This is a genomic window from Streptomyces sp. NPDC093252, assembly GCF_040683675.1.
GTDB lineage: Bacteria > Actinomycetota > Actinomycetes > Streptomycetales > Streptomycetaceae > Streptomyces.
Map to the genome: position 1 here is coordinate 247,230 of NZ_JBFBEM010000013.1, position 25,450 is coordinate 272,679.

A 25,450-nucleotide genomic window follows, 5' to 3' on the forward strand; every position below is an offset into this window, starting at 1 on the left:
GTCACTCCTGGGGCTCCTCTTGCTCCTGGTCGCCCTGGTTCTCCTGGTTCTCCTGGTGGGAGAGGGCGCGGACGGTGCGGGACGGGCTGGGGCGGCCCAGTCGTTCGGCCATCCACACGCTGGTGGCGGTGAGCCGGCCGAGGTCGACACCGGTCTCGATGCCGAGGCCCTGGAGCATCCAGACCAGGTCCTCGGTGGCGAGATTGCCGGTGGCCGACTTGGCGTAGGGGCAGCCGCCCAGGCCGCCCGCGGAGGCGTCGACGGTGGTCACGCCGTGTTCCAGGGCCGCGTAGGTGTTGGCGAGCGCCTGGCCGTAGGTGTCGTGGAAGTGCACCCCGAGGACATTGGTGGGGACGCCCTCCTCGTTGAGCAGGGAGAGCAGTTCGAGGACATGGCCGGGGGTGGCCACGCCGATGGTGTCGCCGAGGCTCAGTTCGTCGCAGCCCATGTCCCGCAGCGCCGTGCAGACCCTGGCGACCTGGTGGAGGGGGACGACTCCCTCCCAGGGGTCGCCGAAGCACATCGACACATAGCCGCGGACCTGCGCGCCCGCGTCCTTCGCCTGCCGGACGACCGGGTCGAAGACGGCGAGGGACTCGTCCAGGGAGCGGTTGAGGTTGGCGCGGGCGAAGGACTCGGTGGCGCTGGCGAACACCGCGATGCGGCGGGCGCCGAGGGCGAGCGCGCGGTCCAGGCCGCGGCGGTTGGGGACCAGGACGGGCAGGGCCACGCCCTTCAGGTCGCCGAGGAGGGGGAACAGGTCCTCGGCGTCGGCGAGTTGGGGCACCCACGCGGGGTGGACGAAGCTGGTCGCCTCGATGGTGGTGAGCCCGGCGGCGGCGAGGCGGTGCACGAACTCCGCCTTGATCTCCGTGGGGACGGATGTCTTCTCGTTCTGGAGGCCGTCGCGGGCGCCCACCTCGTGGATCCGGACCCGGGTGGGGAGGTCGGTGGCCGGGACGACCATGGGGAGGGCGGTCATGACGGGTCCTTGGCGGGGGCGTCCTGCGAGGTGTCCGGCGGGGAGTCGGTCGGCGCATCCGGCGAGGCGTCCGGGGCCGGGGTGATGACGGCCAGGGTCTGGTCCATGGCGACCGTCGTGCCGGGGGTGACGTCGAGTGCGGTGACCGTGCCCGCGTGCGGGGCGGAGATGACGTGCTCCATCTTCATCGCCTCCACCACCAGCAGGTTCTGACCGGCGGTGACCTCGTCGCCGACGGCGACCTTCACCACCGTGACCGTGCCGGGCATGGGGGCGGTGAGGGAGTCGGCACCGGAGCGGGTGGTGCCCTGGAGGGCGGCGGCGACCGGGTCGTGGTCACGGACCTGCCAGGAGTCGCCGTCCCGGCCGAGCCAGTCACCGGCGCGGTGGAAGGTGTGGCGGACGCCGTCGAGGGTGACGGAGACCCGGGTGGGGGTGAGGGTGTGGGTGCCCCGGGGGGTGTGGGTCACCGGGTCGGTCACCCGCAGGGGGAAGGCGACCGGGTGCGGGGTGCCGCCGAGGCGCCAGCCGCTCGGGACCGAGAACGGGTCGGTCCAGCCGCCGGGCGCCGGGCGGAGCGCGTCCAGGCGGACGGCCGCCGCCGCCTCGTACACCTCCTCGGGTACGTGGGCGGGGACCAGGTCGGGGGCGACGCGCTCGACCAGGCCGGTGTCCAGGTCGCCCGCGACGACCGCCGGGTGGGCCAGCAGGCGGCGCAGGAACCCGGCGTTGGTGGTGACCCCGAGGGTGACGGTGGCGGCGAGGGCGGCCCGGAGAGTGCGCAGGGCGCTCGCCCGGTCGGGGCCGTACGCGATGACCTTGGACAGCATCGGGTCGTACCGGCTGCCGACCGCGTCGCCCTCGCTCAGCCCGGAGTCGGTGCGGACGCCGTCCCCGGCGGGCTCGTCCAGCAGCAGGACCGTGCCGCCGGTCGGGAGGAAGCCGCGCGCCGGGTCCTCGGCGCAGATCCGGGCCTCGACCGCGTGCCCGGTGAGGGTGACGGCGTCCTGGGTGAAGGGCAGCGGCTCCCCGGCGGCCACCCGTACCTGCCACTCCACCAGGTCAAGCCCGGTGACCAGCTCGGTGACCGGGTGCTCCACCTGGAGGCGGGTGTTCATCTCCATGAAGGAGTACGCCGACGGGTCGCCGCCGGGGACGATGAACTCGACCGTGCCCGCGCCCACGTACCCGCAGGAGCGGGCCGCCTGGACGGCCGCCTCGCCCATCGCCGCGCGCGTCGCCGCGTCCAGCAGGACGCTGGGGGCCTCCTCGATGACCTTCTGGTGGCGGCGCTGGAGGGAGCACTCGCGCTCGCCGAGATGGACGACGTTGCCGTGGGCGTCGGCGAGGATCTGGATCTCGATGTGCCGGGGGCGGTCGATCCACCGCTCGACCAGGAGGGTGTCGTCGCCGAAGGAGGCGGCGGCCTCGCGGCGGGCGGCGGAGATCTCCTCCTCCAGCGCGGTGAGGTCGCGGACCAGGCGCATGCCCTTGCCGCCGCCGCCCGCGCTGGGCTTGAGCAGCACGGGCGCGCCCAGCGCGCGGGCGGCCTCCGCCAGCTCCGGGTCACGGCCGCCGGGGACCACGGGGACCCCGGCCGCGCTCACCGTCTCCTTGGCGCGGATCTTGTCGCCCATCAGCGCGATGGCGTCGGCGGGCGGCCCGATGAAGACGAGCCCGGCATCGGCGCAGGCGCGCGCGAAGGGGGCGTTCTCGGCGAGGAAGCCGTAGCCGGGGTGGACGGCCCGGGCGCCGGTGCGGGCGGCGGCCTCCAGGAGGCGGTCGGCGGACAGATAGCTCTCGGTGGCGGGCGCGGGGCCGATCCGTACCGCGGTGTCCGCCTCGCGGACGTGCCGGGCGTCGGTGTCGGCGTCGGAGAAGACGGCGACCGAGCGGATGCCGAGGGCGCGCAGGGTGCGGATGACGCGGACGGCGATCTCACCGCGGTTGGCGACGAGGACGGTGTCGAACAGGGCTGCGGACATGGGCGTCGGCATCGGCATCGGCGTCGGCATCGGAGTGGGCGTGGGCATGGGGGTGCGTCCTCTCACATCCGGAAGATGCCGAACTGGGGGTCGCCCAGGGGTGCGTTGGCGCAGGCGGTCAGGGCCAGGCCGAGGACCTGGCGGGTCTCCAGGGGGTCGATGACCCCGTCGTCCCAGAGGCGGGCGGTGGCGTAGTAGGCGCTGCCCTGCCGCTCGTAGCGCTCGCGGATCGGGGCCTTGAAGGCGTCCTCGTCCTCCGCCGTCCAGGACTCGCCGCGGCCCTCGATCTGGTCGCGCTTGACGGTGGCGAGGACGGAGGCGGCCTGCTCGCCGCCCATGACGGAGATCTTGGCGCCGGGCCACATCCACAGGAAGCGGGGGGAGTAGGCCCGGCCGCACATCGAGTAGTTCCCCGCGCCGTAGGAGCCGCCGACGACGACGGTCAGCTTGGGGACGCGGGTGGTGGCGACGGCGGTGACCATCTTCGCCCCGTGCTTGGCGATGCCGCCTGCCTCGTAGGTCCTGCCGACCATGAACCCGGAGATGTTCTGGAGGAAGATCAGGGGGATGCCGCGCTGGTCGCACAGCTCGATGAAGTGGGCGCCCTTCTGGGCGGACTCGGAGAACAGGATGCCGTTGTTGGCGACGACCCCGACCGGGTGGCCGTGGATCCGGGCGAAGCCGGTGACCAGGGTCTGCCCGAACTCGGCCTTGAACTCGGCGAACCGCGAGCCGTCCACCACCCGGGCGATGATCTCCCGCACGTCGTAGGGGGTGCGCGGATCGGCGGGGACGGCCCCGTACAGCCCGTACGGGTCGACCTTGGGCTCGGTGGCCGGGACGACCGCCCAGGGCAGCGGCCCGCGCGCGGGGACGGTCGCGACGATGTTCCGGACGATCCGCAGCGCGTGGGCGTCGTCCTCCGCGAGATGGTCGGTGACGCCGGACACGCGCGCGTGGACCTCCCCGCCGCCCAGCTCCTCGGCGGTGACGACCTCGCCGGTGGCGGCCTTCACCAGGGGCGGCCCGCCCAGGAAGATCGTCCCCTGGTTGCGCACGATGACGGCCTCGTCGCTCATGGCGGGCACATAGGCGCCCCCGGCGGTGCAGGACCCCAGCACGGCGGCGATCTGCGGGATCCCGGCCGCCGACAGCCTGGCCTGGTGGTAGAAGATCCGCCCGAAGTGGTCCCGGTCGGGGAAGACCTCGTCCTGCATCGGCAGGAACGCCCCGCCCGAATCGACCAGATAGACGCAGGGGAGACGGTTGTCGAGGGCCACCTCCTGCGCGCGCAGATGCTTCTTCACCGTCATGGGGTAGTACGTCCCCCCCTTCACGGTGGCGTCATTGGCGACGATCACGCACTCGCGCCCGCTGACCCGCCCGATCCCGGCGATCACCCCGGCGGCCGGCGCCTGCCCCTCGTACATCCCGTCGGCGGCCAGCGGGGCCAGCTCCAGGAACGGCGAACCGGGGTCCAGCAGCGTGTCCACCCGGTCCCGGGGCAGCAGCTTCCCGCGCGCGGTGTGCCGCTCCCGGGCCCGCTCACCGCCGCCCAGTCGGGCCGCCGCCAGCCTGCCGTGCAGCTCCGCCACCAGCGCGCGCTGGGCCGCCTCGTTGGCGCGGAACGCCGCCGACGCGGGGTCCGCCGCGCTCGACAGCTCCGGTGCCTGGTCCATCCCGCGAGCCCCCTCACTTTGTTAATGAGCGTTAACGCATTTCCTTCAGGTTAACGACCGCTAACCCCTCTGTCTACAATTGCCTTCATGGCCACCAGAACCGACGCCCCCACCCGTCGCGAGCAGATCCTCAAGGAGGCCGCCCGGCTCTTCGCCGAACGCGGCTTCCACGGCGTCGGCGTGGACGAGATAGGGGCGGCGGTCGGGATCAGCGGCCCCGGCCTCTACCGGCACTTCCCCGGCAAGGACGCGATGCTCGCCGAGCTGCTGGTCGGCATCAGCGGGCGGCTCCTGACCGGCGCGAAGCACCGCGTGGCGGAGGCGGGGCCGGACTGCCCGCCGGAAGGGCTCCTGGACGCCCTCATCGAGGGCCATGTCGACTTCGCCCTGGACGACCGTCCGCTGATCACCCTGCACGACCGCGAGCTGGACCGCCTCCGCGACAGCGACCGCAAGCTGGTACGGCAGCTCCAGCGGCAGTACGTCGAGCTGTGGGTGGGCGTCGTCCGCGACCTGTACCCCACCCTCCCGGAACCGGCGGCCCGCTCCGCGGTGCACTCGGTCTTCGGCCTGCTGAACTCGACGCCCCACCTGGGGCGCCGGGGGGCGTTGCCCGGCCGGGCAGCTACGGGGGAATTGCTGCGCCGGATGGCCAAAGGGGCGCTGGCCTCGGTCGGGCGGGATGAGGGTGGTTCGTTCGGGTGAGGGGTGAAAGGTGAGAGGCGGGGTCAGTCATACGCGCGGAGGGCGGTGATGAGCTGCCGCCCCTCGCGGGCGCCCCGGCGGAGGAGGAGGGCGGCGGTGGTGTGGAGTTCCCGCCAGGAGTGGGGGCGGCCCACGGCCGCGGCGTCGGGGACGCTCGCCAGGGCCACGGTCAGCGACTGCGCGGCCTCACCCGCGCCCGCGAGGGCGTGCGCCAGGCAGGCGCGGTACCAGGTTCTGTCCCGCCGGAAGTCCGGTGCCAGGGCGTCCAGGCCGGTCGTGAGGGAGTCGACGGCCCCGGGCCAGTCGCGCAGATGCATCGCGGACATGCCCCGCTGGAGGGTGAACCAGGTCTCGCCGTAGAAGTACATCCAGGGCGGCTCGTCCTCGGGGCGCTCCGCCGCGCGGCCGATGAGGGCCTGCGCCTCGTCCAGCAGGCGTTCGGCGGCGCCGCCGTCCCCGTTGAGGGCGTGCCCCCGGGCGGCCATCTGGGCGGCCATGCCCTGGACGCCGAGGGAGGCGCCGGGGGTCGACCAGCGGGCGGCCTCGGCGAGGCGGATGGTCCGGGTGCCGTGTCCGGTGGCCCAGGCCAGGTGGGACTTCATGCTCAGGGTGGTGGCGGCCATGTTCGCGTCCCCGGCCTCAAGGGCCCACTCATGGCTCCGGTCGTGCCAGGCCAGCGCCGCGGTGTCCGCCCCCTGGTCCTGGGCCATCCAGGCCAGGAACTGCGCGTGCTCGGCGGCGAGCCGCACCACCCGGCCGGCGAGCGGCCCACGCGCGCCGGAGTAGAGATCCACGACGTCCCGCAACTGCCGGCGCATCAGACCGACCAGCGGGCGGGAGCCGATCTCGTCCTCCGCGCGGCGGTGCTCGGCGAGCAGCCGGTCCAGCCAGTCCAGGGTGGGGGCGTCCGCCCGGTGCCCGCCCTTGGTCACACTCGTGATCCGGGTCAGTAGATCTTCGTCGGGGTCGAGACCGGAGGGAGTGAGGGCAGGGACCGGAGAGGTGCGCTGCTGTGGCGCCTCCAGGAGGTGCGCCGGGATGCCGAGCCCCGTCACGATGCGCTGCCGTACCTCGACCGAGGTCACCCGGCGCCGCCCCCGCTCGATGTCGGACACGTCCGGCTGCACCAGACCGACCCGCTCCCCGAGCCTGGTCTGACTGGTGCCGGTGAGCCGCCGGTAGGTCCGGAGGACGGCGCCCCAGTCGGCACGGGTGACCGCTGCCGCGAGGGCGGGGTGGGACCAGAGATCGGTACGGGAATCCCCCATAGGCCCAATATAGGGCGGGACCATAGGGCGACGGGATGGGAGCAACGGGCGTCCACCGAAAGGGTCTTCAGCGACCGACTTCCCGTTGCCCAGGAGGCCCGTATGACCAGCCGCCTGCCCACTGGCGCCAAGATGACCATCGAGGTCTACACCGTCGACCGCCACGGCACCGTCGTCACCCCGCCCCGCACCACCGTCGTCGTCCCCGTCGACCAGGACCCCCCTCCCGACCTCCTCGGGACCGGTACCCGGTTCCCGCCCTGTGCCTGTCCTCTGCATCGCGTCCCCGGTACCGGGCAGTGAGCGTGTCCCGTGGGGCGGGCGCCCCATCGGGTGGTCTGGACGCGGGATCGTACTCGCCGGTACGGTTGGAGTGAGCAAGCGCTTAGACATGGCTCCGGTAGCCATCCGGCAGGAGGAGGCGGCGTGCGCCGTACGGTGTTCAACGAGGATCACGAGGCGTTCCGGGAGACCCTCCGCGCCTTCATCGAGGCCGAGGTCGTGCCGGTGTACGACGACTGGTTCGCCGCCGGTCAGGCCCCGCGCGCCTTCTACCACCAGCTCGCCGAGCTGGGCCTCTTCGGGATCAACGTCCCCGAGGAGTACGGCGGCGCCGGGCTCGACAGCCATAAGTTCGAGGCGGTCCAGTACGAGGAGACCGCCCGCGCCGGTGTCACCTTCGGCGGGTCCGGGGTGCATGTGCTGCTCGCCCTGCCGTACATCAAGTCGCTCGCCACCGAGGAGCAGAAGAAGCGGTATCTGCCCAAGTTCGTCTCCGCCGAGGAGATGTGGGCCATCGCGATGACCGAGCCCGGCACCGGCTCCGACCTCGCCGGGATGAAGACCACCGCCAAGCTCAGCGAGGACGGCACCCACTACGTCCTCAACGGCTCCAAGACCTTCATCACGGGCGGGGTCCACGCCGACCGGGTCATCGTCTGCGCCCGTACCGCGCCCGCCACCCCCGAGGACCGGCGGCACGGCATCTCCCTCCTCGCCGTCGACACCAGGTCGCCCGGCTACTCCATCGGCCGCAAGCTCGACAAGCTGGGGCTGCGCACCTCCGACACCGCCGAGCTGGCCTTCGTCGATGTGAAGGTGCCGGTGGAGGATCTGCTGGGCGAGGAGAACAAGGGGTTCTCGTACCTGGGCGCCAATCTGCCCTCCGAGCGCTGGGGCATCGCCTTCGGCGCCTACGCCCAGGCCAAGGCCGCCGTACGGTTCGCGAAGCGGTATGTGCAGGAGCGGACCGTGTTCGGGCAGCCCGTCGCGCACTTCCAGAACACCAAGTTCGAGCTGGCCGCCTGCCAGGCCGAGGTGGACGCCGCCGAGGCCGTCGCCGACCGGGCCCTCGAAGCGCTCGACGCCGGGGAGCTGACCGCCGCCGAGGCCGCCAGCGCCAAGCTGTTCTGCACCGAGGTCGCCCACCGCGTCATCGACCGCTGCCTCCAGCTCCACGGCGGCTACGGATACATGAACGAGTACCCGATCGCCCGCCTCTACGCCGACAACCGCGTCAACCGGATCTACGGCGGCACCAGCGAGATCATGAAGTCGATCATCGCCAAGGACATGGGTCTCTAGGACCGTCCCCCCCATGACAGGTACAGGCGCAGGCACAGGTACAGGCGCAGGCGCGGGCTCGGCCAGGCCCGGATCCACACCCGGGACGGGCGGGCTCGCCGTCTCCGTCGTCCAGGAGGGCGTGGTCCGCGTCCCTCGGTGAGACTGGGGGACATGACCCCCTCCGAGGCGGACCCACCGCGGGACGGCGGCGGTGAGAGCGTCGGCACCGTTCTCGTCGCCGCCGCCGCCAATCTCGGGATCGCCGTCGCCAAGGCCGTCGCCGGGGTGATCAGCGGCTCCAGCGCGATGCTCTCCGAGGCCGCCCACTCGGTCGCCGACACCGTCACCGAGCTGATGCTCCTGGTCTCCCTGAAGCGCGGGGTCCGGCCGGCCGACGAGGACTACCCCCTTGGGCACGGCGCCGAGCGGTACATCTGGGCCCTGCTCGCCGCCGTCGCCACCTTCGTCGGCGGCGCCGTCTTCTCCTTCTACGACGGCGTCCACACCCTCGTCGAGGGCGAGGAACCCGGCGATCCGCTCATCTCGTACATCGTCCTCGGGGTCGCCTTCCTGCTGGAGGGCTACTCGCTGCGGACCGGGGTGCGGCAGGCGCGCGGGGAGGCCGCCCGGCTGAAGGCACCCTTCCGGCTCTATCTGCGGCACACCCCCGACACCGCCGTGAAGGCCGTCGTCCTGGAGGACACCGCCGCCCTCGCCGGGCTGCTGCTGGCGGCGGGCGGGCTGCTCGGCGGCCAGCTCACCGGCTCCGGCGTCTGGGACGGCCTCGCCTCCCTGCTGATCGGCCTGCTCCTGCTGTACGTGGCCTGGGTGCTGGGCCGCTCCAACGCCGTGCTGCTCATCGGGCGCGCCCTGCCCCGGCCGATGCGGGAGCGCATCCGCGCCGAACTCCTCGCCGTCGAGCACATCGAGGCCGTCCTGGAGCTGACCACCGTCGTCCAGGGGCCCCGGCAGGCGCTGGTCGCCGCCAAGGTCGACTTCCGGGACGTGTCCACGGCCGCGCAGGTCGAGTGGGCCTGCGAGACCGCCGAGGCCCGGCTGCGGCAGGCGTTCCCGGCGATCGGGCGGGTCTATCTCGACCCGACGCCGGGGTACGCGCAGCGCCGCGAGGAGGGGCTCAGTCCCTGGCCGTGACCGGGGCTTCGAGGGGTCGGTACAGGCCCGCCTCCGAGAGGAGATACGCCGTCATGGGGTCGTAGTGGCGGGGGCTGACCACATGGTCGTCCAGCGGGACCGTCACCTGGACGGTGCCCTCCGCCTCCGCGATGAACAGCGCCGGGTCGTTGCAGTCGGCGTACCCCACCGACTCCACCCCGTGCTGCCCGGCGTAGCCCGCCCAGCCGTGGTCGGCGACCACCAGGTCCGGCAGCGGGCGGCCGTCGCGCTCCAGCGCGGTGAGGATCGCCTTCATCGGGTCCCCGGAGTGGGTGTGCCACAGCGTCGCCCCGTGCTCCAGCATCGCCACGTCCGCGAACTGCATGACGTAGCCCTCCTCGGTCTGGAGGCCGTCCGGGATGACGACGATGTCGCAGCCGACGGCGCGCAGCGCGGCGGCCGTCGCCCGGTGCACGTCCAGCAGCCCGCCCGGGTGGCCGGTCGCGAACAGCACGCGCTGGGTGCCCGCCGCCGCCTTGCGCAGCCGGGCCGCCAGCCGGTCCAGCCCGGCGACGGTCAGTTCGGGGTCGATGGTGTCCTGTCCGTACCGGTACTCCGGGTCGTCGTTGACGCCGACGCGCTCCGCCATCACCGCGAGCACGTCCTGCTCGTCGGCCCAGCGGTCGCCCAGTTCCAGGCCGAGCCAGAAGTTGCGGACGCCGTTGGCGAGCTGACGGTAGTGGGAGAGGTTGTTCTCACGCGGCGTGGCGACCTCGCCGGCGATACGGGTCTTGACGAGGTGGTCGACGAGTTCGGCGCGGGTGGGTGTCGGTGTCCCGGGTATCGGCATGGCTCCCATTGTGGGCCACGTCCCCCTGTCCGTCCCGGATGTCCCGCCCGCTGGGACGTGGGTCACGCGATCATGCCGATACGGGCAACGGGGTTTGTGCCGGGCTCTCGTTTCCGGCTTCAGTCTCCGGCGGTCAGGCGCGGCGCAGCGCGAACCAGAGTTCCATCCGGACGTCCGGGTCGTCGAGGTCCGTCTCCAGCAGGGCCGCGCAGCGGGTGACGCGCTGGCGGACCGTGTTGCGGTGCACGGAGAGGGCGACGGCGGTGCGGTCCCAGCTTCCGTGCAGGGAGAGCCAGGTGCGCAGGGTGTCGATGAGGGCGGGGCTGTCCGCGAGCGGGGCCAGCAGGGCGCGGGCGTGGGCGGCGGCCTCGTCGCCGGGGATCAGCTCGGCGAGGGCGGAGCGGGCGCCGTGGCGCACCAGCGGGGCGCGGGTGGCGCGGGCGCGGGCCAGGGCGCGGGCGGCGCGGGTGTCGGCGGACGGCCAGTCGGCGGGCGCGGCGGGGGCGCTCACCCCGAGGGTCCAGCCGGGCTGCGGGAGGGCGTCCCGGCCGGGGGGCAGCAGGACGCGGACGGTGCCCTCGTCCTCGTCCAGGTCGACCAGGGCCGAGCCCAGCGCCGCGCCGAGGCCCGAGGCGGCGAGGGGGTCGGCGGGGCGGGTGGTGGGGCGGGCGTGGACGACCCGCCAGAGGGGGGTGCCGGTGGCGGTGGCGGTATCGGCGTGGGTGCCGGTGCCGGTGCCGGTCGCGAGGAGGGGGGCCACCTCGGGGGCGCGGGCGCCCAGCAGTAGCCGGACCAGTGCCGAGGAGCGGGTGGCCGCCGTACCGCTCTGGTGCTCGCCGGTGAGGAGGGAGAGCAGGACGGCGGCCAGGGAGGCGATGGTGTGGTCGGCGGGGTCGCGGCGCGGGGCGGCCAGGCCCAGGGCGAAGCCCTGACCGGCGCCGAGGGCGTAGGCGGTGAGATGGACGCCGGGGAGGGTGTCGGTGGCGGTGGTGGAGGAGCGGCTGGTCACCAGGCGGGCGAGGCGGGTCAGGGCCTTCTCCACCGGCCCGTCCGGACGTGGGCCCGCGCCCGCGATCTCGCCGCCCTCCGGCCCGTACAGCACCGCCCGGCCGCCGCCCACGCGCTGGGAGAGCTGGCGCAGTACCGACGGCACCGGGTCGGGGCGGGCCGCGGCGGCGGCCAGGCTCCGCTGGGCCTCGGTCACCCGGCGCAGCTCCGCGTGCCGTACCTGGGCCATCAGCTCCCAGACCGCGCGGGCCACCGCCGCGAACGTCGTCGCCGGGGGCACTTCGAGCAGGGGCAGCCCCTGCGCCTCGCAGGCCGCGACCAGCGCCCGGGGCACGGTGTCGTGGACCGGCGCCACCCCGAAGCCGACGGCCACCCCGCCCGCCGCGACGACCCGGCCCGCGTAGTCGTCGAAGTAGGTGCCCGAACCGGCCGCCTCCGTGATGTGCACGCCCGCCGTCAGCAGCAGCTCACCGCCCAGGAGATAGGGGTACGGGTCGGACATCTCCGTGGTGAGCGCGCCGTGGATGATCACGCCGGAGGCGTCGGGCCCCGCGATCTGCCGCAGCGCCAGGTCCTCCCGGGCGAGCAGGGCGGAGAGGGGGACGGGTGGGGTGGGCGGGACGCGTGGCAGGGGGCCTTCCGCCGAGATGGGCGTCATGGTGTGCGCGTCCATGGTGTGCGCCTCTATGGCCTGCGCATCCATGGCGTCTGCATCCACGGCGTCTGCATCCACGGCGTCTGTATCCACGGCATGTGCATCCATAATGTGCGTTTACTCCATCCCGTTCCGCCCATGTGGATGAAACGTACACTTCGCAGTCGTCTTCCGGCCACCTAAGGTCGGTCCAGACCGGCGGCGCCGGGCCCGCGGGTACGGGCGGATGTCCCCGCGAAGGCCCTGGTCTCCACCCCGGCGACCACCCCGGTTGCCACCCCGGCGACCACCCCGGTCGCCACCCCGGTCGCCGTCCCCGTGACCGCTGCCGGGACACGTCCCCATCTGCACGACACGCCACCGAGGTGCGCGAAGGAGGGCCCCTATGGCCGTCGACTACATCGTGATCGTCGTCTATCTGGCCGGCATGCTCGCCATGGGCTGGTGGGGCATGCGCCGCGCCAAGTCCAAGAGCGACTTCCTGGTCGCCGGACGGCGGCTCGGCCCCGCCATGTACTCCGGCACCATGGCAGCGATCGTGCTCGGCGGCGCGTCCACCATCGGCGGTGTGGGTCTCGGCTACCAGTACGGGCTGTCGGGTGCCTGGCTGGTCCTCACCATCGGCTTCGGGCTGCTCGCCCTGTCGGTCTTCTTCTCGGCGCGGATCTCCCGACTGAAGGTCTACACCGTCTCCGAGATGCTGGACCTGCGCTACGGCGGCCGGGCGGGCATGATCTCCGGCGTGGTGATGTGGGCGTACACCCTGATGCTCGCGGTCACCTCGACCATCGCCTACGCGACCATCTTCAACGTCCTCTTCGATGTGAACCGCACCCTGGCGATCGTCATCGGCGGGTCGATCGTCGTGGCGTACTCCACCCTCGGGGGGATGTGGTCGATCACGCTCACCGACATGGTGCAGTTCGTGGTGAAGACCATCGGGGTGCTGCTGCTCCTGCTGCCCATCGCCGTCGTCAAGGCGGGCGGGTTCGCCGAGATGAAGGCGCAGCTCCCGACCGAGTACTTCGACCCGCTGGGCATCGGCGGCGAGACCATCTTCACCTATGTCCTGATCTACACCTTCGGCATGCTCATCGGCCAGGACATCTGGCAGCGGGTGTTCACCGCGCGCAGCGACCGCACGGCCAAGTGGGGCGGCACCATCGCCGGTACCTACTGCCTGGCGTACGCGGTCGCGGGCGCGGTGATCGGTACGGCGGCCAAGGTGATGTACCCCGACCTGGCCTCCCCGGACGACGCCTTCGCCACCATCGTCAAGGACGAACTCCCCATGGGGGTGCGGGGCCTGGTGCTGGCCGCCGCGCTCGCCGCCGTGATGTCCACCTCCTCCGGCGCGCTGATCGCCTGCGCGACCGTCGCCAACAACGACATCTGGTCCCGCCTGCGCGGCCTGGTGAGGCCACCGGCGGCCGGGCCCGGTGACGAGCCGCACGACGAGGTGAAGGGCAACCGCGCCTTCATCCTTCTCATGGGCGTCGCCGTGATCCTCGCGGCCATCGCGCTCAACGATGTGGTCGAGGCGCTGACCGTGGCGTACAACCTGCTGGTCGGCGGTCTGCTGGTGCCGATCCTCGGCGGGCTGCTGTGGCGGCGCGGCACCGTGCAGGGGGCGCTCGCGGGGGTCGCGGTCGGCGGGATCTCGGTCGTCGCGCTGATGGCGGCCTTCGGGATCCTCGCCAACGAACCCATCTACTACGGCCTGCTGGCCTCCCTCGCCGCCTACGTCGTCGTCTCGCTGGCCACCCCGGCGACCGACGCGGCCGTGCTCGCGGCGTGGCGGGAGCGGCTGGCGGGGCGGGCCCCGGACCCGGACGCCGAGCCGGAGCCGGTCCCGGCCCACCAGTAAAGTCGAATGAGCAGCCGCAAGTCGTTCATACACCACCATGTGCGACAAAACGGCTAGGAAGCACGAGAGAAGGCAAGCCACCATGAGCAGCAGCCCCGAGACGCCCCGCGGTCCCGTCGGTCCCGTCGACTCCTCCCGGATCCCCCGGTACGCCGGGCCCGCCACCTTCGCCCGGCTGCCCCGGCTGGACGAGGTCGGCACCGCCGACGTGACCGTCGTGGGCGTGCCCTTCGACTCCGGTGTGTCCTACCGGCCCGGCGCCCGCTTCGGCGGCAACGCCATCCGCGAGGCGTCCCGGCTGCTGCGCCCCTACAACCCCGCCCAGGACGCCTCCCCCTTCGCCCTGGCGCAGGTCGCGGATGGCGGGGACATCGCGGTGAACCCGTTCAACATCCACGAGGCCGTCGAGACGATCGAGGCCGCGGCCGACGACCTCCTCGGCACCGGCGCCCGTCTGATGACCCTGGGCGGCGACCACACCATCGCGCTGCCCCTCCTGCGCTCGGTCGCGAAGAAGCACGGCCCGGTCGCCCTGCTCCACTTCGACGCCCACCTCGACACCTGGGACACCTACTTCGGCGCCGAGTACACCCACGGCACGCCGTTCCGCCGCGCGGTCGAGGAGGGCATCCTCGACACCTCCGCGCTCTCCCACGTCGGCACCCGCGGCCCGCTCTACGGCAAGCAGGACCTGACCGACGACGAGAAGATGGGCTTCGGCATCGTCACCTCCGCGGACGTCTACCGCCGCGGCGCCGACGAGATCGCCGACCAGCTCCGCCAGCGCATCGGCGACCGCCCCCTCTACATCTCCATCGACATCGACTGCCTCGACCCGGCCCACGCCCCCGGCACCGGCACCCCCGAGGCGGGCGGCATGACCTCCCGCGAGCTGCTGGAGATCCTGCGCGGCCTGGCCTCCTGCCACCTGGTGTCGGCGGATGTCGTCGAGGTCGCCCCGGCCTACGACCACGCCGAGATCACCTCGGTCGCCGCGTCCCACACGGCGTACGAACTCACCACGATCATGACCCGCCAGATCGCCGATGCCCGCGCGGCGGCCGGCACCGATGCCGGTGCGGCGGCCCGTCCGGCGGACCGTTCTGCGGACCGTTCGGCGGCGGCGGAGAAGGGCTCCGGAGCACAGTGACCCACGACCACGACCTGGTACTCCGTCCGACCCCGGGCCAGATCACCGCAGCCCTCAACCCCCCGGCCGGCCGCAACGGCGGCGACCTGGTCGTGGAGACCCTGGCCGGGCTGGGCGCGACGACCGTCTTCGGGCTCCCCGGCCAGCACGCGCTGGGCATGTTCGACGCGCTGCGCCGCAGCGACCTGCGGTACATCGGCCTCAGGGTGGAGAACAACGCGGGCTTCGCGGCGGACGCGTACGGCCGGACGACCGGGGAGGCGGCCCCGCTGTTCCTCTCCACCGGCCCCGGCGCCCTCACCTCCCTCGCCGCCCTCCAGGAGGCCCGCGCCGCCTCCGCCCCGGTCGTCGCGATCAGCAGCCAGATCCCGACGGCGGGCCTGGGCGGCGGACGCCACGGCTACCTCCATGAACTCCCCGACCAGTCGGCGTCCTTCCGGGGCGTGGTCAAGTCCGTCCACACGGTCCGGACGCAGTCCCAGATCCCGTCGGCGGTCGCGGAGGCGTGGCGCTCGGCGCTGACGGCCCCGCACGGCCCGGTGTGGGTGGAGATACCGCAGGACGTCCTCCTCGCGCAGACCTCCCTCCCGGTGGTGACCGGGGTGGACGCGACCCCGGAGGACCTCCCTCCCCGGGTGGAGCTGACCGCCGTGGCGGCTGCCCTGCTCTCCGGTGCCGCCCGCCCGGCGATCATCGCGGGCGGCGGGGTCGTCCGCGCGGACGCCTCCGGCAAGCTCCTCGCCCTCGCCGAGAAGCTGAACGCCCCGGTGGTGACGACCTTCGGCGGCAAGGGCGCGTTCCCCTGGACGCACCCGCTCTCCCTCCAGTCCTGGCTGGAGGACCGCCACACCACGGACTTCCTGGAGGACGCGGATGTCCTCCTGGTCATCGGCTCGGGCCTCGGCGAACTCTCCTCGAACTACCACACCTTCGCCCCGCGCGGCCGGGTCATCCAGATCGAGGCGGACCTCGGCAAACTGGAGTCCAACCACCCCGCCCTCGGCATCCACGCGGACGCCCGCCTCGCCCTCCAGGCTCTCCTGGAGACGGTCGAGCCCCGCCCCGATGACGCCGCGAGGGATCGAGTACGGGACGTCCTCTCTCGGGTCAGCGCCCGCATCGCCGCCCAGGACCTCACCCTCGAACAGAACGTCCTCGCCTCGGTCCGCGCCGCCCTCCCCGCCGCGTCCCCGTCCTTCTGGGACATGACGATCCTCGCCTACTGGGCCTGGTCCGCCTTCGACCCGCGCGGCACCAACACCATGCACTCCGCCCAGGGCGCGGGCGGCCTCGGCTACGGCTTCCCGGCGGCGCTGGGCGCGGCGGCGGCCGACCCGACCCGCCCGGTCCTCGCGGTCTCCGGCGACGGCGGCGCGCTCTACTCCATCGCCGAACTCGCCACCGCCCGCCAGTACGACCTCCCCGTCACCTGGCTGATCGTCGACGACGGCGGCTACGGCATCCTCCGCGAATACATGACCGACGCGTTCGGCCAGCCCACGGCGACGGAACTGACCCGCCCGGACTATGTCGCCCTCGCGGAGTCCTTCGGCGTCCCGGGCGTCCGCACGACCCCGGAGACCCTGGAGACGGACCTCGCCGAGGCACTGGCGACACCGGGTCCTTCGGTGGTGGTGCTTCCGGCGGTACTGCGGATGTTCGCGGCGACGCATCTGGGGTGAGACCGGCGGGGGTGAAGTCATTCGCTGCCCGTGAGCTGTGATGGCCGGCGCCTAGGATGTCTAGAGATGATCGTTCGGGAGGCGTCGATGAGCGGCCGGGGAGCTGGGCGGCAGCCGAAGTATCAGCGCATCGCCGCTGAATTGCGTGCCGCTGTCGAGGCGGGGACCTACGGTCCGGGTGAACGGCTGCCCGGTGAGAACGACCTGATGGCGACGTACGGCGTCGCGCGCATGACGGCCCGTCAGGCGCTCGGCGTCCTTCAGGCCGAGGGGCTCGTGGAGGCGCGCAAGGGTGCCGGTGTCTTCGTGCGGCACTTCAGGCCGATCCGGCGTCTCGGTGTCGAGCGGCTGGCGCATGCGCGGTGGGGAGAGGGGCGCTCGGTCTGGGAGGCGGACGCCTCCGGGCGGGAGCTGGTGGTCGACTCGGTCGAGGTGACCGACGAGGACGCCCCGCCGGTCGTCGCCGGGGTGCTCGGGCTCGCGGACGGTGAACGCGTCTGCGTCCGGCGCCGCCGGTACACGCTCGACGGCAAGCCCGTCCTGCTCTCCGTGTCGTATCTCGCCGCCGACCTGGTCGCGGGGAGTGCGATCACGCGGCCGGACACCGGCCCCGGCGGGGTCTACGCCCGGCTCGCCGAGCTGGGGCGGGCGCCTCTGCGGTTCCGGGAGGAGGTGCGGTCGCGGATGCCGGGCGCCGAGGAGGCGGAGGCGCTGGCGCTCCCGGCCGGGGTTCCGGTGATGCTGGTCGTCCGGACCGCCTTCGACGCCGGAGGCGCCGCCGTCGAGGTCAACGACATGGTCCTCGACTCCTCCGCCTATGTACTGGAGTACGGCTTCGAGGCGTGAGGAGGGCGGATGCCGGTGACCGACCTCCGCCCTCCCGCATGCGCCCGCTACCAGATCGCCTCCACCCACTCCGGATGGTCGATGAACGGATTCCGATTGGCCTGGTAGTTCGTGTAGATCAGGTCGTTGCGGCGCTCCTCGAACGCGTCCGGCGGGTCCTCGTCGTTCCACTGCTTCAGGACCGAGAGGCGGCCGTGGTAGGGGACGCTGCCGTTGGTGACCGTGTCGTTGGGCTCCAGGTTCGGCCAGCCGTCGGTGCCCTCGTAGCGGACGGCCATGTAGAGGATCATGCGGGCCACATCGCCCTTGACGGCGTCGCGCGGCTCGAAGGAGTTCGAGTCGGTGAGGCTGCCGCCGCTGTTGGTGAAGGCGGAGCCGCCGTTGTCGAAGTCCTTGTTGCCCCGGGTGGAGTTGACCTGGACGTCCTCCGGGCGCAGGTGGTGGAGGTCGGTGCCCGGTCCGGTGGCCGTACCGAAGTCGCCGTGCGACTGGGCCCAGACGTGCTCGCGGTTCCACTGGCCGGTGCTGCCGCCGTTGGCCGTCTTGGCGCGGGAGATGCCCGAGTAGAGCAGGACGACGTTACTGGCGTTGCGCGGGTCCTGGTCGGTGACCTTCAGGGCCTCCCAGACGGCCGAGTACGAGATCTTGGTCTGCTTGCTGATGATCGTGCTGAGGGAGGTCTTCAGCGCCGGGCCGGTCTTGCCGATGGCGGTGGCGTAGTAGGTGGTGTCGTAGGCCGTGGTGGTGGCGGTGGCCGGGGTCGCCGAGAGGGCGGGGAGGGTCACGGCCAGGAGGACGGCCGAGGCGGCGAGGGCGACCCGGCGGCGGGGGGCGGCGCGGAGCTGCGTCACGGGCATGGGGTGTCCGTTCTACGCGGGTTGACAAGCGGGCACTTGAGAGTGACATGGACATGAGGTCCGAGAGGTGTCGGTCAGGTGTCCGTTGTGTGTCGGGTGTGTCGGGTGTCACGCCGACGTCCCGGCACCGTCCCCTCCGGTAACGGAACGGCCAGCTTTGGCCAGGGCGTACAACCGTTCGCCCGGGTCCGTCGGTCATAGCGGGCATGACTTTCGGGATATCCAGAAGCGCGCGATGGGTCGCCGGCGGCGTACTCGTCGCCAGCGTGGCCGCCATCACCCCCGCGTCGGCCGCCGCAGCGCCGACCGTCGCCTGTACGTCGGCCAAGGCCGGCCTCGCCGCCAAGCTCAAGAAGGACATCACCGCCGCCCTCGCCAACCGCAAGGGGACGGTCGCCGTCGGCGTCCACGACCGCTCCACCAACACCACCTGCACGCTCCGCGCGTCCACCGCCTACGACTCCGCCAGCGTCGTCAAGGTCACCGTCCTCGCCGCGCTGCTCTGGGACGCGAAGAAGACGAACCGCCTCCTCACCACCCGTGAGACCCAGCTCGCCACCGCCATGATCACCAAGTCGGACAACGCGGCGACCTCCACCCTGTGGAAGCAGCTCGGCATGACGAAGATCAAGGGCTTCCTCACCGCCGCCAAGATGACCCAGACCAAGCCCGGCGCGAACGGCTACTGGGGCCTCACCCAGATCACCGTCACCGACGAGCAGAAGCTGATGAAGCTGATCACCGCCAAGAACACCGTCCTCAGCGACAACGCGCGCGCCTACCTCACCAAACTGATGAGCAAGGTGGTGTCGTCCCAGCGCTGGGGCACCCCGTACGGCGTCCCCTCCGGTGTCTCCGTCGCCGTCAAGAACGGCTGGCTCCAGCGGGCCACCCACGGCTGGCGCGTGCACAGCGTCGGCACCTTCAAGGGCGGCGGCCACGACTACTCCATCACCGTGCTGACCCACGGCAACAGCACCATGAACTACGGCATCACCACCATCCAGGGCGTCGCCAAGGCCGTCCACAAGGACCTCGCCGCGAGCTGATACGTCCCGCTCGCTCCTCCCGGCCGTCCCTTCACGGGAAGTCCCACCCCCGGACACCCACCCGCCCTACCGTGCCCCCATGCGCCCGAGACTGCTCCGCTCCGCCCTCGCCACCCTCACCGCGACCGTGGCCGCCGCGACCTGCCTGACCACCACCCCCGCGTCGGCCGCCGCCCCCGCCGACACCGCCTGCTCCCCCTCCGTCACCATCGAGGGCTACTCCGACGCCCTCGACAAGACCACCCACGACGGCGTCTACGTCGGCAACATCTCCGCGCTGGCGGTCGACCGGCGCGGCACCCTCGCCGCCCTCTCCGACCGCTCGGCCCTCTTCTCCCTGGACGGCCGCACACGGGCCCCCCGCTCCGTCCTCCCGCTCGCCGACGAGAACGGCGCCGCCCTGGACTCCGAGGGCCTGGCCGTCGACCGGGACGGTACGTACCTCATCTCGACGGAGGGCGAACCGGCCGTGCGCCGCTACTCCCGCGACGGCGCGATCCTCGCCCGCCTCCCGGTCCCGGACGCCCTGCGCGTCACCCCCGCCGGGCGGGCCACCCCCAACGGCACCTTCGAGGGCCTGACCCTGCTGCCGAACGGCCGCACCCTGATCGCCGCCATGGAGTACGCGCTGACCGGCGACACCCCCGGCACCGTCCGCCTCCAGACCTGGCGGCGCACCGCCCCGAAGGGCGCCTTCGCCCTCGGCCCCCAGTACGCCTACCGCACGGACACCGGCCTGGGCGTCCCCGAGATCACCGCCCTCCCCGACGGCCGCCTCCTCGTCCTGGAACGCGGCTTCACCGCGGGCACCGGCAACACGGTCCGCCTCTACCTCGCCGACCCGCGCCGGGCGACGGACACCAGCGGGGTGGACCACATCGTGGGTGGGTCCGGCGTCCGCCCGATCACCAAGACCCTCCTCGCCGACCTGGCCGACTGCCCCGACCTCGGCGCCCCGGCCCACCAGCCCCAGGTGAACCCCCTCCTCGACAACATCGAGGCGATGACGGTCACCGGGGTCCGCCCGGACCGCCTGGAGGTCCTCCTCGCCAGCGACGACAATGAGCGCGCGACGCAGATCACACGGCTCTACGAGCTGACGGTCCGGGTGCGCCGCTGACGGCATCCTCCGGGCCCCGCGCGGCGCGCCAGTACGTCCGTACGTCCGTACGTCCCTGGCGTGCCGCAGCAGCCCCGACTCCACCAGGTCCCGGCGCAGCAGCGCGTAGTCGTCGAACACGCCCGACAGCCGCGCGTTCACCTCCGCCTCGCGGTACGCGGCACCGGGCTCGAAGAGGGTCTCGGCGAGGTGGGTGAAGAGCTGCTCCCTCCGGGCGGCCCTGCGCGGCACCTTGACCAGGCGACCGCCGGAGAACAGTGACTGCACGTCCCGTAGCGCGGGTGTCTCGTTCATGGGGGGACAGTGGCGCGGGGGCGGGGGGTGGGGCAAGGCGTTTTCGCCGGGGCCGGGGAGCCGGCGCTGAACATGCGTCCGTGGCAGCCGCGTTGGGTACGGTCCGGCCGGGGCCATCGGGACGCGGCGCTGGAGGCGGGCCATGGGACGGGCTCATACGGGTCTTGCGGCATTCGAGTCGCGGGCGGGACAGGCCGCTCGGACGCTGCTGCGCAGCCAGGGCTACGACGGCGGATGGGGACTCACCCTCACCTCGGTTTCGTCGATCGTGAACACCAGCGAGGTCCTGCCGGTTCTGGGGGCCGCCGGTGTCGCGGGACGGCCGGTGCGTCAGGCGCTCGGATTCCTGACCGGGGCGATTCCGGCGCACTGCCGCCCCCGGCACAAGGGCGGCCGGGGCGAGCACACCCGTTTCATCGCCTTCGGCCTGGCCGGGCTCCTGTCCCAGCCGCGCTTCTTCCACCACGAGGGCGTCGCGGAGGCGGTGACCTGGTGCGTCGGCTGGTTCGACGACCACCGGGTGGAGCACGGCTGGCCCGAGGTGCTCGGTCTCGACGACACCTCGCTCCATCAGACCGCCCTTGTCGTGCACGGGCTGGCCCAGCTCAGGGACACGCTGCATGTGCTCGGGCCGGATCTCGACATCTGCGGTGGCGTGAGCACCACGGGCCTGCTGGAGCGGGTGGAGCCGCTGCTCGACCACGGTGTCCACGGTCTGCTCTACCATCGCCGCTCCAGTGGCTCCTGGGGGTGGCGCACCTATGTGGACACCGATCCCAGCCCGAGCAAGACGGCGCTCTGTCTGCTGGCGCTCTCCGCGGTCGGTTCCGGCATCGGCCCGGCGGGCGAACCGGCCTGCCCGGACATGCCACGGGACACCGGCGGAGTCCACGGGCAGGTGCAAAGGAAGCGTCTTTCGGAGGTGGTCGCCGAGGCCGGGCAGTGGCTGCTGCGCAATCACCGACGCTGGGAGACCTTCGTCGAGGACGACAAGGACGTCCAGGGCACGGCCTGGGAGCACCTGGCGTACGCGCTGTGCACCCAGGCCGCCGTCAGGGCCGGAGCCGATCCCCGCGACCCCCGGCTGTCCGGGGCGTGGCGGCTGATGAACGAGCTGTGGGATCCCGAGACCGGGATGTGGAACGAACCCGGGGCCTCCGGCAGACGGGCCACCATCCGCGCGGCGTACTACACGGTCGCGGCCCACCGGGAGGCCCTCGCCCGCATCGCCCGGATCGGCCTCGGGGAGGACACCGAGCCGGACGGCGGCACCACCCGGACGACGGAGGCCCTGCTGCGGAGCGCCGAACTGGCCGGGGGGCGGGTGGTCCTGCTCACCGTGCCGGGCAGGCCGGACCCGGTCGCCTGCGAACTGTCCCAGCGCCTGTTCGATCTGGCGCGGGTCGTGCACGACGGACCCGGCGAGGGAATGTCGACGGAGCAGATCGCCCAGGCGCTGTTCGTCGCACCGTCATCGGTGCCCAAGTACATCCAGCGCCTCAATCTCGCGGTGTCCGCCGCTCTCGGCGGTGCACCGCACCGGCTCCTGCTGACCGCCGCCGTGAACGGGGCCGGGGGTTACGCCTGGGCCCGCTCGGCGGCGACCGGGTAGTTGAGCAGGGCGAAGCGGGCCAGGGAACGGACCTGCGCGAAGGTCGGCAGCTCCGCCAGGTCCTGTGGACCGAACCAGCCCGCCCCGTGCACCTCCTCCCGCTGCGGCCGAAGGGTCCGCTCACCGGCGCCCGCCTCCCGGCGGACATAGAAGAACTGGACGAGAGCGGGAGTGGCGAACCCCTCGCGCTCGATGTCCGTGTAGAAGGGCACCGGCTCGGGGGTGGCATTGTCGTCGGCCGGGTGGATCGCGGGCTGGCTGGAGATCGCCTCCACGAGCAGGCCGGTCTCCTCCTTGAACTCCCGTACGGCCGTGGCGGCGAAGGACTCGCCCGGTTCGATGTGGCCGCCGGGCGGGACCCACTTGTCGAAGCGGTTGTGATGGACGAGCAGTACCTTGCCGCGTTCGACGAGGTAGCCCGAGCAGATGTAGACCAGACCGATGTCGCGGGCGGTGTGGCCGTCGTGAATCAGAATCGAGCGGGGCACGCCCGCCACCCTAGACCCTTGCTGCCCTATCGAACTCCTGTGCCCGCGAGCGGACTTGGCCGGAGTGTCATCGAGCGCCGGATGACATGTCAGCGGCGTTGACATCGCGATGTCATCCCGTGCGCGCCGGGCGGGACGGCACCGTGGACACACGACGGCACCCACCCGCCGCGGGCCGTACCGGCGGTGGCGGGCGGAGCCGCAGCCGCTGCCCGATGAGGGAAGGACGGACCGCGCGATGCGCATCGACGATCCCGGCTGGCAGGCCCGCTACCACAAGTGGTTCGCGGGTCCGCAGACCGTGGTGGCGCAGCCCACGACCTGGTGCAACCTCGACTGCCGCTACTGCTACCTCCCGCTGCGCAAGGTCAGGCGCGAGATGGGCGCGGAAGTCGCCGTCGCGCTGGCGGCATCCGTCGCCGAGTTGACGGCGGGCGGCGGCCCGCCCATCGGGATCGTCTGGCACGGCGGCGAGCCCCTCGCGATCGGCCCGCGACGGTTCGGCACGCTGCTCGCCCCCTTCGAGGGGCTGCGGCGCGCCGGGCGGGTGCACCACTACGTGCAGACCAACGCCACGCTGATCACCGACGGGTGGTGCGATCTGCTGACCGCCCACGACATCCGGGTGGGCGTGAGCATCGACGGCCCGGCCGTGCTGAACTCCGACCGGGTCGATCTGCGCGGCAGGCCCGTGTTCGACCGGATCCTGCGGGGCGTCCGGCGACTGGGCGAGCACGGCATCCCGTTCTCCGCCATCGCGGTCGTCTCCGCCGGGTCCGTCACCCGGCCCGAAGAACTGCTGGAGTTCCTCGCGGGGCTCGGCTGCCACTCGGCGGGCTTCAACATCGAGGAGGCCGAGGGCGTCAACACCGGCCGGTGCTCGCCCTCGCCCGCGCAGGCCGAGGAGTTCTGGCGCCGCGTCCTCGTCTGGACGCGCACGCACGGCGGCCGTCTCCAGGTGCGGGAGGCCGCACGCCTCGCCGAGTATCTGCACCTCGTCCGCACGGGGCAGCGCGCGGCCTGGGCGGAACGGCGGCTCGACCCGATCCCCACGGTGTCCGTCGCCGGTGACGTGGTGCTGCTCTCCCCGGAACTCGCCGACACCGTCGACCCCGTCCACGACGACTTCCGTGCGGGCAACATTCTGCGCCGGTCGCTGAGCGACATCGTGGACAGTGCGGCCGGGCTCCGCTACGTCCGCGACTTCCTCACCGGGCTGGACCGGTGCGCCGGGGAGTGCGCGTTCTTCGACTTCTGCCGCGGCGCCCAGGCCGCCAACCGCTACTTCGAGAACGGCTCCCTGTGCTCCACCGAGACCGACTACTGCCGGGTCTCCCGGCAGGCCCTGGTCACGGCTCTGTTCACCCTCACCACCCAGGAGAAAGGGCACGCGACATGACACTCCTCGACCGGTTGGCCGCGTCCGACGCACCCGTCGTGATGGACTTGATCGCCGCCCACGCGCCCCACGTCCCCGCGATCACCGGGACCATCGCAGCCGCCGGGGCCGTGTGGGACAACCGGCCCACGTGGGACAACTGGCAGAAGAGCCCCGCGCCCTTCGACAACCGGCCCACCTGGGACAACTGGAACAAGAAGAAGTAGCCGGCCGCCCCGCCCGCACAGGCCCACACGATGGGAAGGAACCCCGATGGGAACCCGCACGATCCGCCGCACCACCGTCACGCTGCCGGCGCTCGACGCGCCCGGCCTGTACCTGTCCCGCGTGACCTCGCTCGAAGGCGGACGCGGCAGGGTCGCGGAGTTCCAGTACGGCGATACGGACCTGCGCGATCTGGACCTGGCCGACACCCATCTGATCGACGGGCGCGTCACCGGCCTCAGCACCCGGCGCACCCGGCTGGAGCGGCTGCGCGTCGACTCGGTGGAGTTCACCGACTGCGACCTGTCCGGCCTGCGCTGGTCGGACAGCAGGATCACCCGGACCGTCTTCCGGGACTGCAGGCTGATGGGCGCCGTCCTGGAGGAGATCACCCTCGACGACGTCGTCTTCGAGGACTGCAGACTCGACTACGGCACGCTCGCCCGCGTCCGGACCGCCGGGCCCGTCATCCTCTCGCGCTGCACCCTGCGCGAGACCACCTTCGAGGCCGGTGCCCTGAACGACACGGTCCTCGACGCCTGCGATCTGCGGCTGACCGCGTTCGACGGAGGCAAGTACAACGGTCTCGACCTGCGCGGCAACGATCTCTCCCGGATCCGCGGCGTCGCCTCGCTCAAGCGGGTGGTCATCGACCGGCCGCAGATCCTTCAGCTCGCCGAGGCCCTGGCCGCGGAACTGGAGGTCACCTACGGCGAGGACCTCGACGCCGGATAGACAGCCCGTCATTTGTCACTTGTCACTCGTCACCCGTCACCGGAAGGCAAATCATGGGGCCACGGCCCGAGTTCGGCTCGCCCGGCGATCTGCGCGACCGGTGCGCGGTCGCTCCCCTCCGACCGGTCCTCGGCGCGCCGGGCCACGAGGACGGCGCCCTCGTCCCCGACGGCGGCTGGATGCCGCCCCGCCCACCGCCGAGGACGTGACGCTCGCCGGTGCCCTGATCCACCGCGTGCACCGGTCCCTGCCGGACCTCTCCCCGCACGACCTGGACGCCCGCCTCGAAGCCGTCGCCCGTCTCGACTCTCAGGTGACGGATACATCGCGCCGACC

General features: G+C 72.6%; 23 protein-coding genes and 1 pseudogene. 15 read left to right on the forward strand and 9 right to left on the reverse strand.

Going from position 1 to position 25,450, the window contains the following annotated elements; translation table 11 throughout:
* Position 1 precedes the first annotated feature (1 nt).
* From AB0O01_RS26780 to AB0O01_RS26790, 3 genes are all read right to left on the reverse strand, one after another.
* Positions 2-982, reverse strand: coding sequence for a hydroxymethylglutaryl-CoA lyase (locus AB0O01_RS26780; protein ID WP_365317185.1), 981 nt, complete (start codon positions 980-982; stop codon positions 2-4).
* Entirely contained in the window at positions 979-2,955 is a 1,977-nt protein-coding gene (locus AB0O01_RS26785; protein ID WP_365317266.1) for a biotin carboxylase N-terminal domain-containing protein, read from the reverse strand. Before AB0O01_RS26785 ends, AB0O01_RS26780 begins: the two co-directional genes overlap by 4 nt.
* 74 nt (positions 2,956-3,029) lie before the next feature.
* Positions 3,030-4,646, reverse strand: coding sequence for a carboxyl transferase domain-containing protein (locus AB0O01_RS26790; protein WP_365317187.1), 1,617 nt, complete (start codon positions 4,644-4,646; stop codon positions 3,030-3,032).
* 87 nt (positions 4,647-4,733) lie between these two features.
* Here AB0O01_RS26790 and AB0O01_RS26795 point away from each other — a divergent pair, with 87 nt between their 5' ends.
* The gene (locus AB0O01_RS26795; protein WP_365317188.1) at positions 4,734-5,351 is read left to right on the forward strand and encodes a TetR/AcrR family transcriptional regulator; all 618 of its coding nucleotides are present in this window, start codon (positions 4,734-4,736) and stop codon (positions 5,349-5,351) included.
* 23 nt (positions 5,352-5,374) lie between these two features.
* On the opposite strand, the gene AB0O01_RS26800 is transcribed toward AB0O01_RS26795, so the two are convergent.
* Positions 5,375-6,619: a helix-turn-helix domain-containing protein gene (locus tag AB0O01_RS26800; protein ID WP_365317190.1), complete on the reverse strand. Its 1,245-nt coding sequence runs from the start codon at positions 6,617-6,619 to the stop codon at positions 5,375-5,377.
* Between the two features lie 102 nt (positions 6,620-6,721).
* On the opposite strand from AB0O01_RS26800, the gene AB0O01_RS26805 reads away from it, so the two are divergent.
* From AB0O01_RS26805 to AB0O01_RS26815, 3 genes are all read left to right on the forward strand, one after another.
* Complete coding sequence (locus AB0O01_RS26805) at positions 6,722-6,922, forward strand: hypothetical protein (protein ID WP_365317192.1); 201 nt, start codon at positions 6,722-6,724, stop codon at positions 6,920-6,922.
* A gap of 123 nt (positions 6,923-7,045) precedes the next feature.
* Positions 7,046-8,203, forward strand: coding sequence for an acyl-CoA dehydrogenase family protein (locus AB0O01_RS26810; protein WP_365317194.1), 1,158 nt, complete (start codon positions 7,046-7,048; stop codon positions 8,201-8,203).
* Positions 8,204-8,356: 153 nt separating this feature from the next.
* Positions 8,357-9,337 (forward strand): cation diffusion facilitator family transporter, encoded by a 981-nt coding sequence (locus AB0O01_RS26815; protein WP_365317195.1) that lies wholly within the window; start codon positions 8,357-8,359, stop codon positions 9,335-9,337.
* On the opposite strand, the gene AB0O01_RS26820 is transcribed toward AB0O01_RS26815, so the two are convergent.
* Entirely contained in the window at positions 9,321-10,148 is an 828-nt protein-coding gene (locus tag AB0O01_RS26820; protein WP_365317196.1) for a phosphatase, read from the reverse strand. The genes AB0O01_RS26815 and AB0O01_RS26820 overlap by 17 nt on opposite strands.
* A 133-nt stretch (positions 10,149-10,281) precedes the next feature.
* Positions 10,282-11,814, reverse strand: coding sequence for a helix-turn-helix domain-containing protein (locus AB0O01_RS26825; RefSeq protein WP_365317267.1), 1,533 nt, complete (start codon positions 11,812-11,814; stop codon positions 10,282-10,284).
* 382 nt (positions 11,815-12,196) lie between these two features.
* Between AB0O01_RS26825 and AB0O01_RS26830 the strand changes: the two genes are divergently transcribed.
* The 4 genes from AB0O01_RS26830 to AB0O01_RS26845 all read left to right on the forward strand — a co-directional run bounded on the left by AB0O01_RS26830 (position 12,197) and on the right by AB0O01_RS26845 (position 17,356).
* Positions 12,197-13,678, forward strand: coding sequence for a sodium:solute symporter (locus tag AB0O01_RS26830; RefSeq protein ID WP_365317198.1), 1,482 nt, complete (start codon positions 12,197-12,199; stop codon positions 13,676-13,678).
* An 82-nt stretch (positions 13,679-13,760) separates the two neighbouring features.
* The gene (gene speB, locus AB0O01_RS26835) at positions 13,761-14,828 is read left to right on the forward strand and encodes an agmatinase (protein WP_365317200.1); all 1,068 of its coding nucleotides are present in this window, start codon (positions 13,761-13,763) and stop codon (positions 14,826-14,828) included.
* Positions 14,825-16,510, forward strand: a complete 1,686-nt coding sequence (locus AB0O01_RS26840) for a thiamine pyrophosphate-binding protein (RefSeq protein WP_365317201.1) — start codon at positions 14,825-14,827, stop codon at positions 16,508-16,510. The genes speB and AB0O01_RS26840 overlap by 4 nt, the downstream gene beginning before the upstream one ends.
* Before the next feature lie 87 nt (positions 16,511-16,597).
* Positions 16,598-17,356: a GntR family transcriptional regulator gene (locus tag AB0O01_RS26845; protein ID WP_365317269.1), complete on the forward strand. Its 759-nt coding sequence runs from the start codon at positions 16,598-16,600 to the stop codon at positions 17,354-17,356.
* Between the two features lie 47 nt (positions 17,357-17,403).
* Here the strand turns inward: AB0O01_RS26845 and AB0O01_RS26850 are convergent, their stop codons facing one another.
* Entirely contained in the window at positions 17,404-18,213 is an 810-nt protein-coding gene (locus AB0O01_RS26850) for an endonuclease (RefSeq protein ID WP_365317202.1), read from the reverse strand.
* A 206-nt stretch (positions 18,214-18,419) separates the two neighbouring features.
* On the opposite strand from AB0O01_RS26850, the gene AB0O01_RS26855 reads away from it, so the two are divergent.
* Positions 18,420-19,262, forward strand: coding sequence for a serine hydrolase (locus tag AB0O01_RS26855; RefSeq protein WP_365317204.1), 843 nt, complete (start codon positions 18,420-18,422; stop codon positions 19,260-19,262).
* A 79-nt stretch (positions 19,263-19,341) separates the two neighbouring features.
* Positions 19,342-20,382, forward strand: coding sequence for an esterase-like activity of phytase family protein (locus AB0O01_RS26860; protein WP_365317205.1), 1,041 nt, complete (start codon positions 19,342-19,344; stop codon positions 20,380-20,382).
* A gap of 45 nt (positions 20,383-20,427) precedes the next feature.
* Here AB0O01_RS26860 and AB0O01_RS26865 read toward each other — a convergent pair.
* A pseudogene (locus tag AB0O01_RS26865) lies at positions 20,428-20,676 on the reverse strand (DUF2087 domain-containing protein); the annotation flags it as partial.
* 142 nt (positions 20,677-20,818) lie between these two features.
* Here AB0O01_RS26865 and AB0O01_RS26870 point away from each other — a divergent pair.
* Entirely contained in the window at positions 20,819-22,288 is a 1,470-nt protein-coding gene (locus tag AB0O01_RS26870) for a hypothetical protein (RefSeq protein WP_365317207.1), read from the forward strand.
* Here AB0O01_RS26870 and AB0O01_RS26875 read toward each other — a convergent pair.
* A complete protein-coding gene (locus AB0O01_RS26875) occupies positions 22,255-22,776 on the reverse strand; it encodes an NUDIX domain-containing protein (RefSeq protein ID WP_365317208.1) in 522 nt (173 codons plus the stop codon). The genes AB0O01_RS26870 and AB0O01_RS26875 overlap by 34 nt on opposite strands.
* Before the next feature lie 238 nt (positions 22,777-23,014).
* On the opposite strand from AB0O01_RS26875, the gene amcB reads away from it, so the two are divergent.
* Genes amcB through AB0O01_RS26895 form a run of 4 tightly spaced genes read left to right on the forward strand, consistent with a single transcriptional unit; the run spans position 23,015 to position 25,323 of the window.
* On the forward strand, positions 23,015-24,175 hold the full coding sequence (gene amcB, locus AB0O01_RS26880; RefSeq protein ID WP_365317210.1) for a cyclophane-forming radical SAM peptide maturase AmcB: 1,161 nt from the start codon (positions 23,015-23,017) through the stop codon (positions 24,173-24,175).
* Complete coding sequence (amcA, locus tag AB0O01_RS26885) at positions 24,172-24,381, forward strand: multiple cyclophane-containing RiPP AmcA (protein WP_365317212.1); 210 nt, start codon at positions 24,172-24,174, stop codon at positions 24,379-24,381. The genes amcB and amcA overlap by 4 nt, the downstream gene beginning before the upstream one ends.
* A 46-nt stretch (positions 24,382-24,427) precedes the next feature.
* Positions 24,428-25,114: a pentapeptide repeat-containing protein gene (locus AB0O01_RS26890; RefSeq protein WP_365317214.1), complete on the forward strand. Its 687-nt coding sequence runs from the start codon at positions 24,428-24,430 to the stop codon at positions 25,112-25,114.
* 53 nt (positions 25,115-25,167) lie between these two features.
* A complete protein-coding gene (locus AB0O01_RS26895; protein ID WP_365317216.1) occupies positions 25,168-25,323 on the forward strand; it encodes a hypothetical protein in 156 nt (51 codons plus the stop codon).
* Positions 25,324-25,450 lie beyond the last annotated feature (127 nt).

What these genes read in the sequence shown, in the direction of transcription:
- AB0O01_RS26780 (WP_365317185.1), bottom strand. Translation starts at nt 982, where the DNA reads ATGACCGCCCTCCCCATGGTCGTCCCGGCCACCGACCTCCCCACCCGG.
- AB0O01_RS26855 (WP_365317204.1), top strand. Translation starts at nt 18,420, where the DNA reads ATGACTTTCGGGATATCCAGAAGCGCGCGATGGGTCGCCGGCGGCGTA.
- speB (WP_365317200.1), top strand. Translation starts at nt 13,761, where the DNA reads ATGAGCAGCAGCCCCGAGACGCCCCGCGGTCCCGTCGGTCCCGTCGAC.
- AB0O01_RS26820 (WP_365317196.1), bottom strand. Translation starts at nt 10,148, where the DNA reads ATGCCGATACCCGGGACACCGACACCCACCCGCGCCGAACTCGTCGAC.
- amcB (WP_365317210.1), top strand. Translation starts at nt 23,015, where the DNA reads ATGCGCATCGACGATCCCGGCTGGCAGGCCCGCTACCACAAGTGGTTC.
- AB0O01_RS26830 (WP_365317198.1), top strand. Translation starts at nt 12,197, where the DNA reads ATGGCCGTCGACTACATCGTGATCGTCGTCTATCTGGCCGGCATGCTC.
- AB0O01_RS26860 (WP_365317205.1), top strand. Translation starts at nt 19,342, where the DNA reads ATGCGCCCGAGACTGCTCCGCTCCGCCCTCGCCACCCTCACCGCGACC.
- AB0O01_RS26805 (WP_365317192.1), top strand. Translation starts at nt 6,722, where the DNA reads ATGACCAGCCGCCTGCCCACTGGCGCCAAGATGACCATCGAGGTCTAC.
- AB0O01_RS26800 (WP_365317190.1), bottom strand. Translation starts at nt 6,619, where the DNA reads ATGGGGGATTCCCGTACCGATCTCTGGTCCCACCCCGCCCTCGCGGCA.
- AB0O01_RS26845 (WP_365317269.1), top strand. Translation starts at nt 16,598, where the DNA reads ATGAGCGGCCGGGGAGCTGGGCGGCAGCCGAAGTATCAGCGCATCGCC.
- AB0O01_RS26850 (WP_365317202.1), bottom strand. Translation starts at nt 18,213, where the DNA reads ATGCCCGTGACGCAGCTCCGCGCCGCCCCCCGCCGCCGGGTCGCCCTC.
- AB0O01_RS26890 (WP_365317214.1), top strand. Translation starts at nt 24,428, where the DNA reads ATGGGAACCCGCACGATCCGCCGCACCACCGTCACGCTGCCGGCGCTC.
- AB0O01_RS26790 (WP_365317187.1), bottom strand. Translation starts at nt 4,646, where the DNA reads ATGGACCAGGCACCGGAGCTGTCGAGCGCGGCGGACCCCGCGTCGGCG.
- AB0O01_RS26825 (WP_365317267.1), bottom strand. Translation starts at nt 11,814, where the DNA reads ATGACGCCCATCTCGGCGGAAGGCCCCCTGCCACGCGTCCCGCCCACC.
- AB0O01_RS26870 (WP_365317207.1), top strand. Translation starts at nt 20,819, where the DNA reads ATGGGACGGGCTCATACGGGTCTTGCGGCATTCGAGTCGCGGGCGGGA.
- AB0O01_RS26895 (WP_365317216.1), top strand. Translation starts at nt 25,168, where the DNA reads ATGGGGCCACGGCCCGAGTTCGGCTCGCCCGGCGATCTGCGCGACCGG.
- AB0O01_RS26815 (WP_365317195.1), top strand. Translation starts at nt 8,357, where the DNA reads ATGACCCCCTCCGAGGCGGACCCACCGCGGGACGGCGGCGGTGAGAGC.
- AB0O01_RS26795 (WP_365317188.1), top strand. Translation starts at nt 4,734, where the DNA reads ATGGCCACCAGAACCGACGCCCCCACCCGTCGCGAGCAGATCCTCAAG.
- amcA (WP_365317212.1), top strand. Translation starts at nt 24,172, where the DNA reads ATGACACTCCTCGACCGGTTGGCCGCGTCCGACGCACCCGTCGTGATG.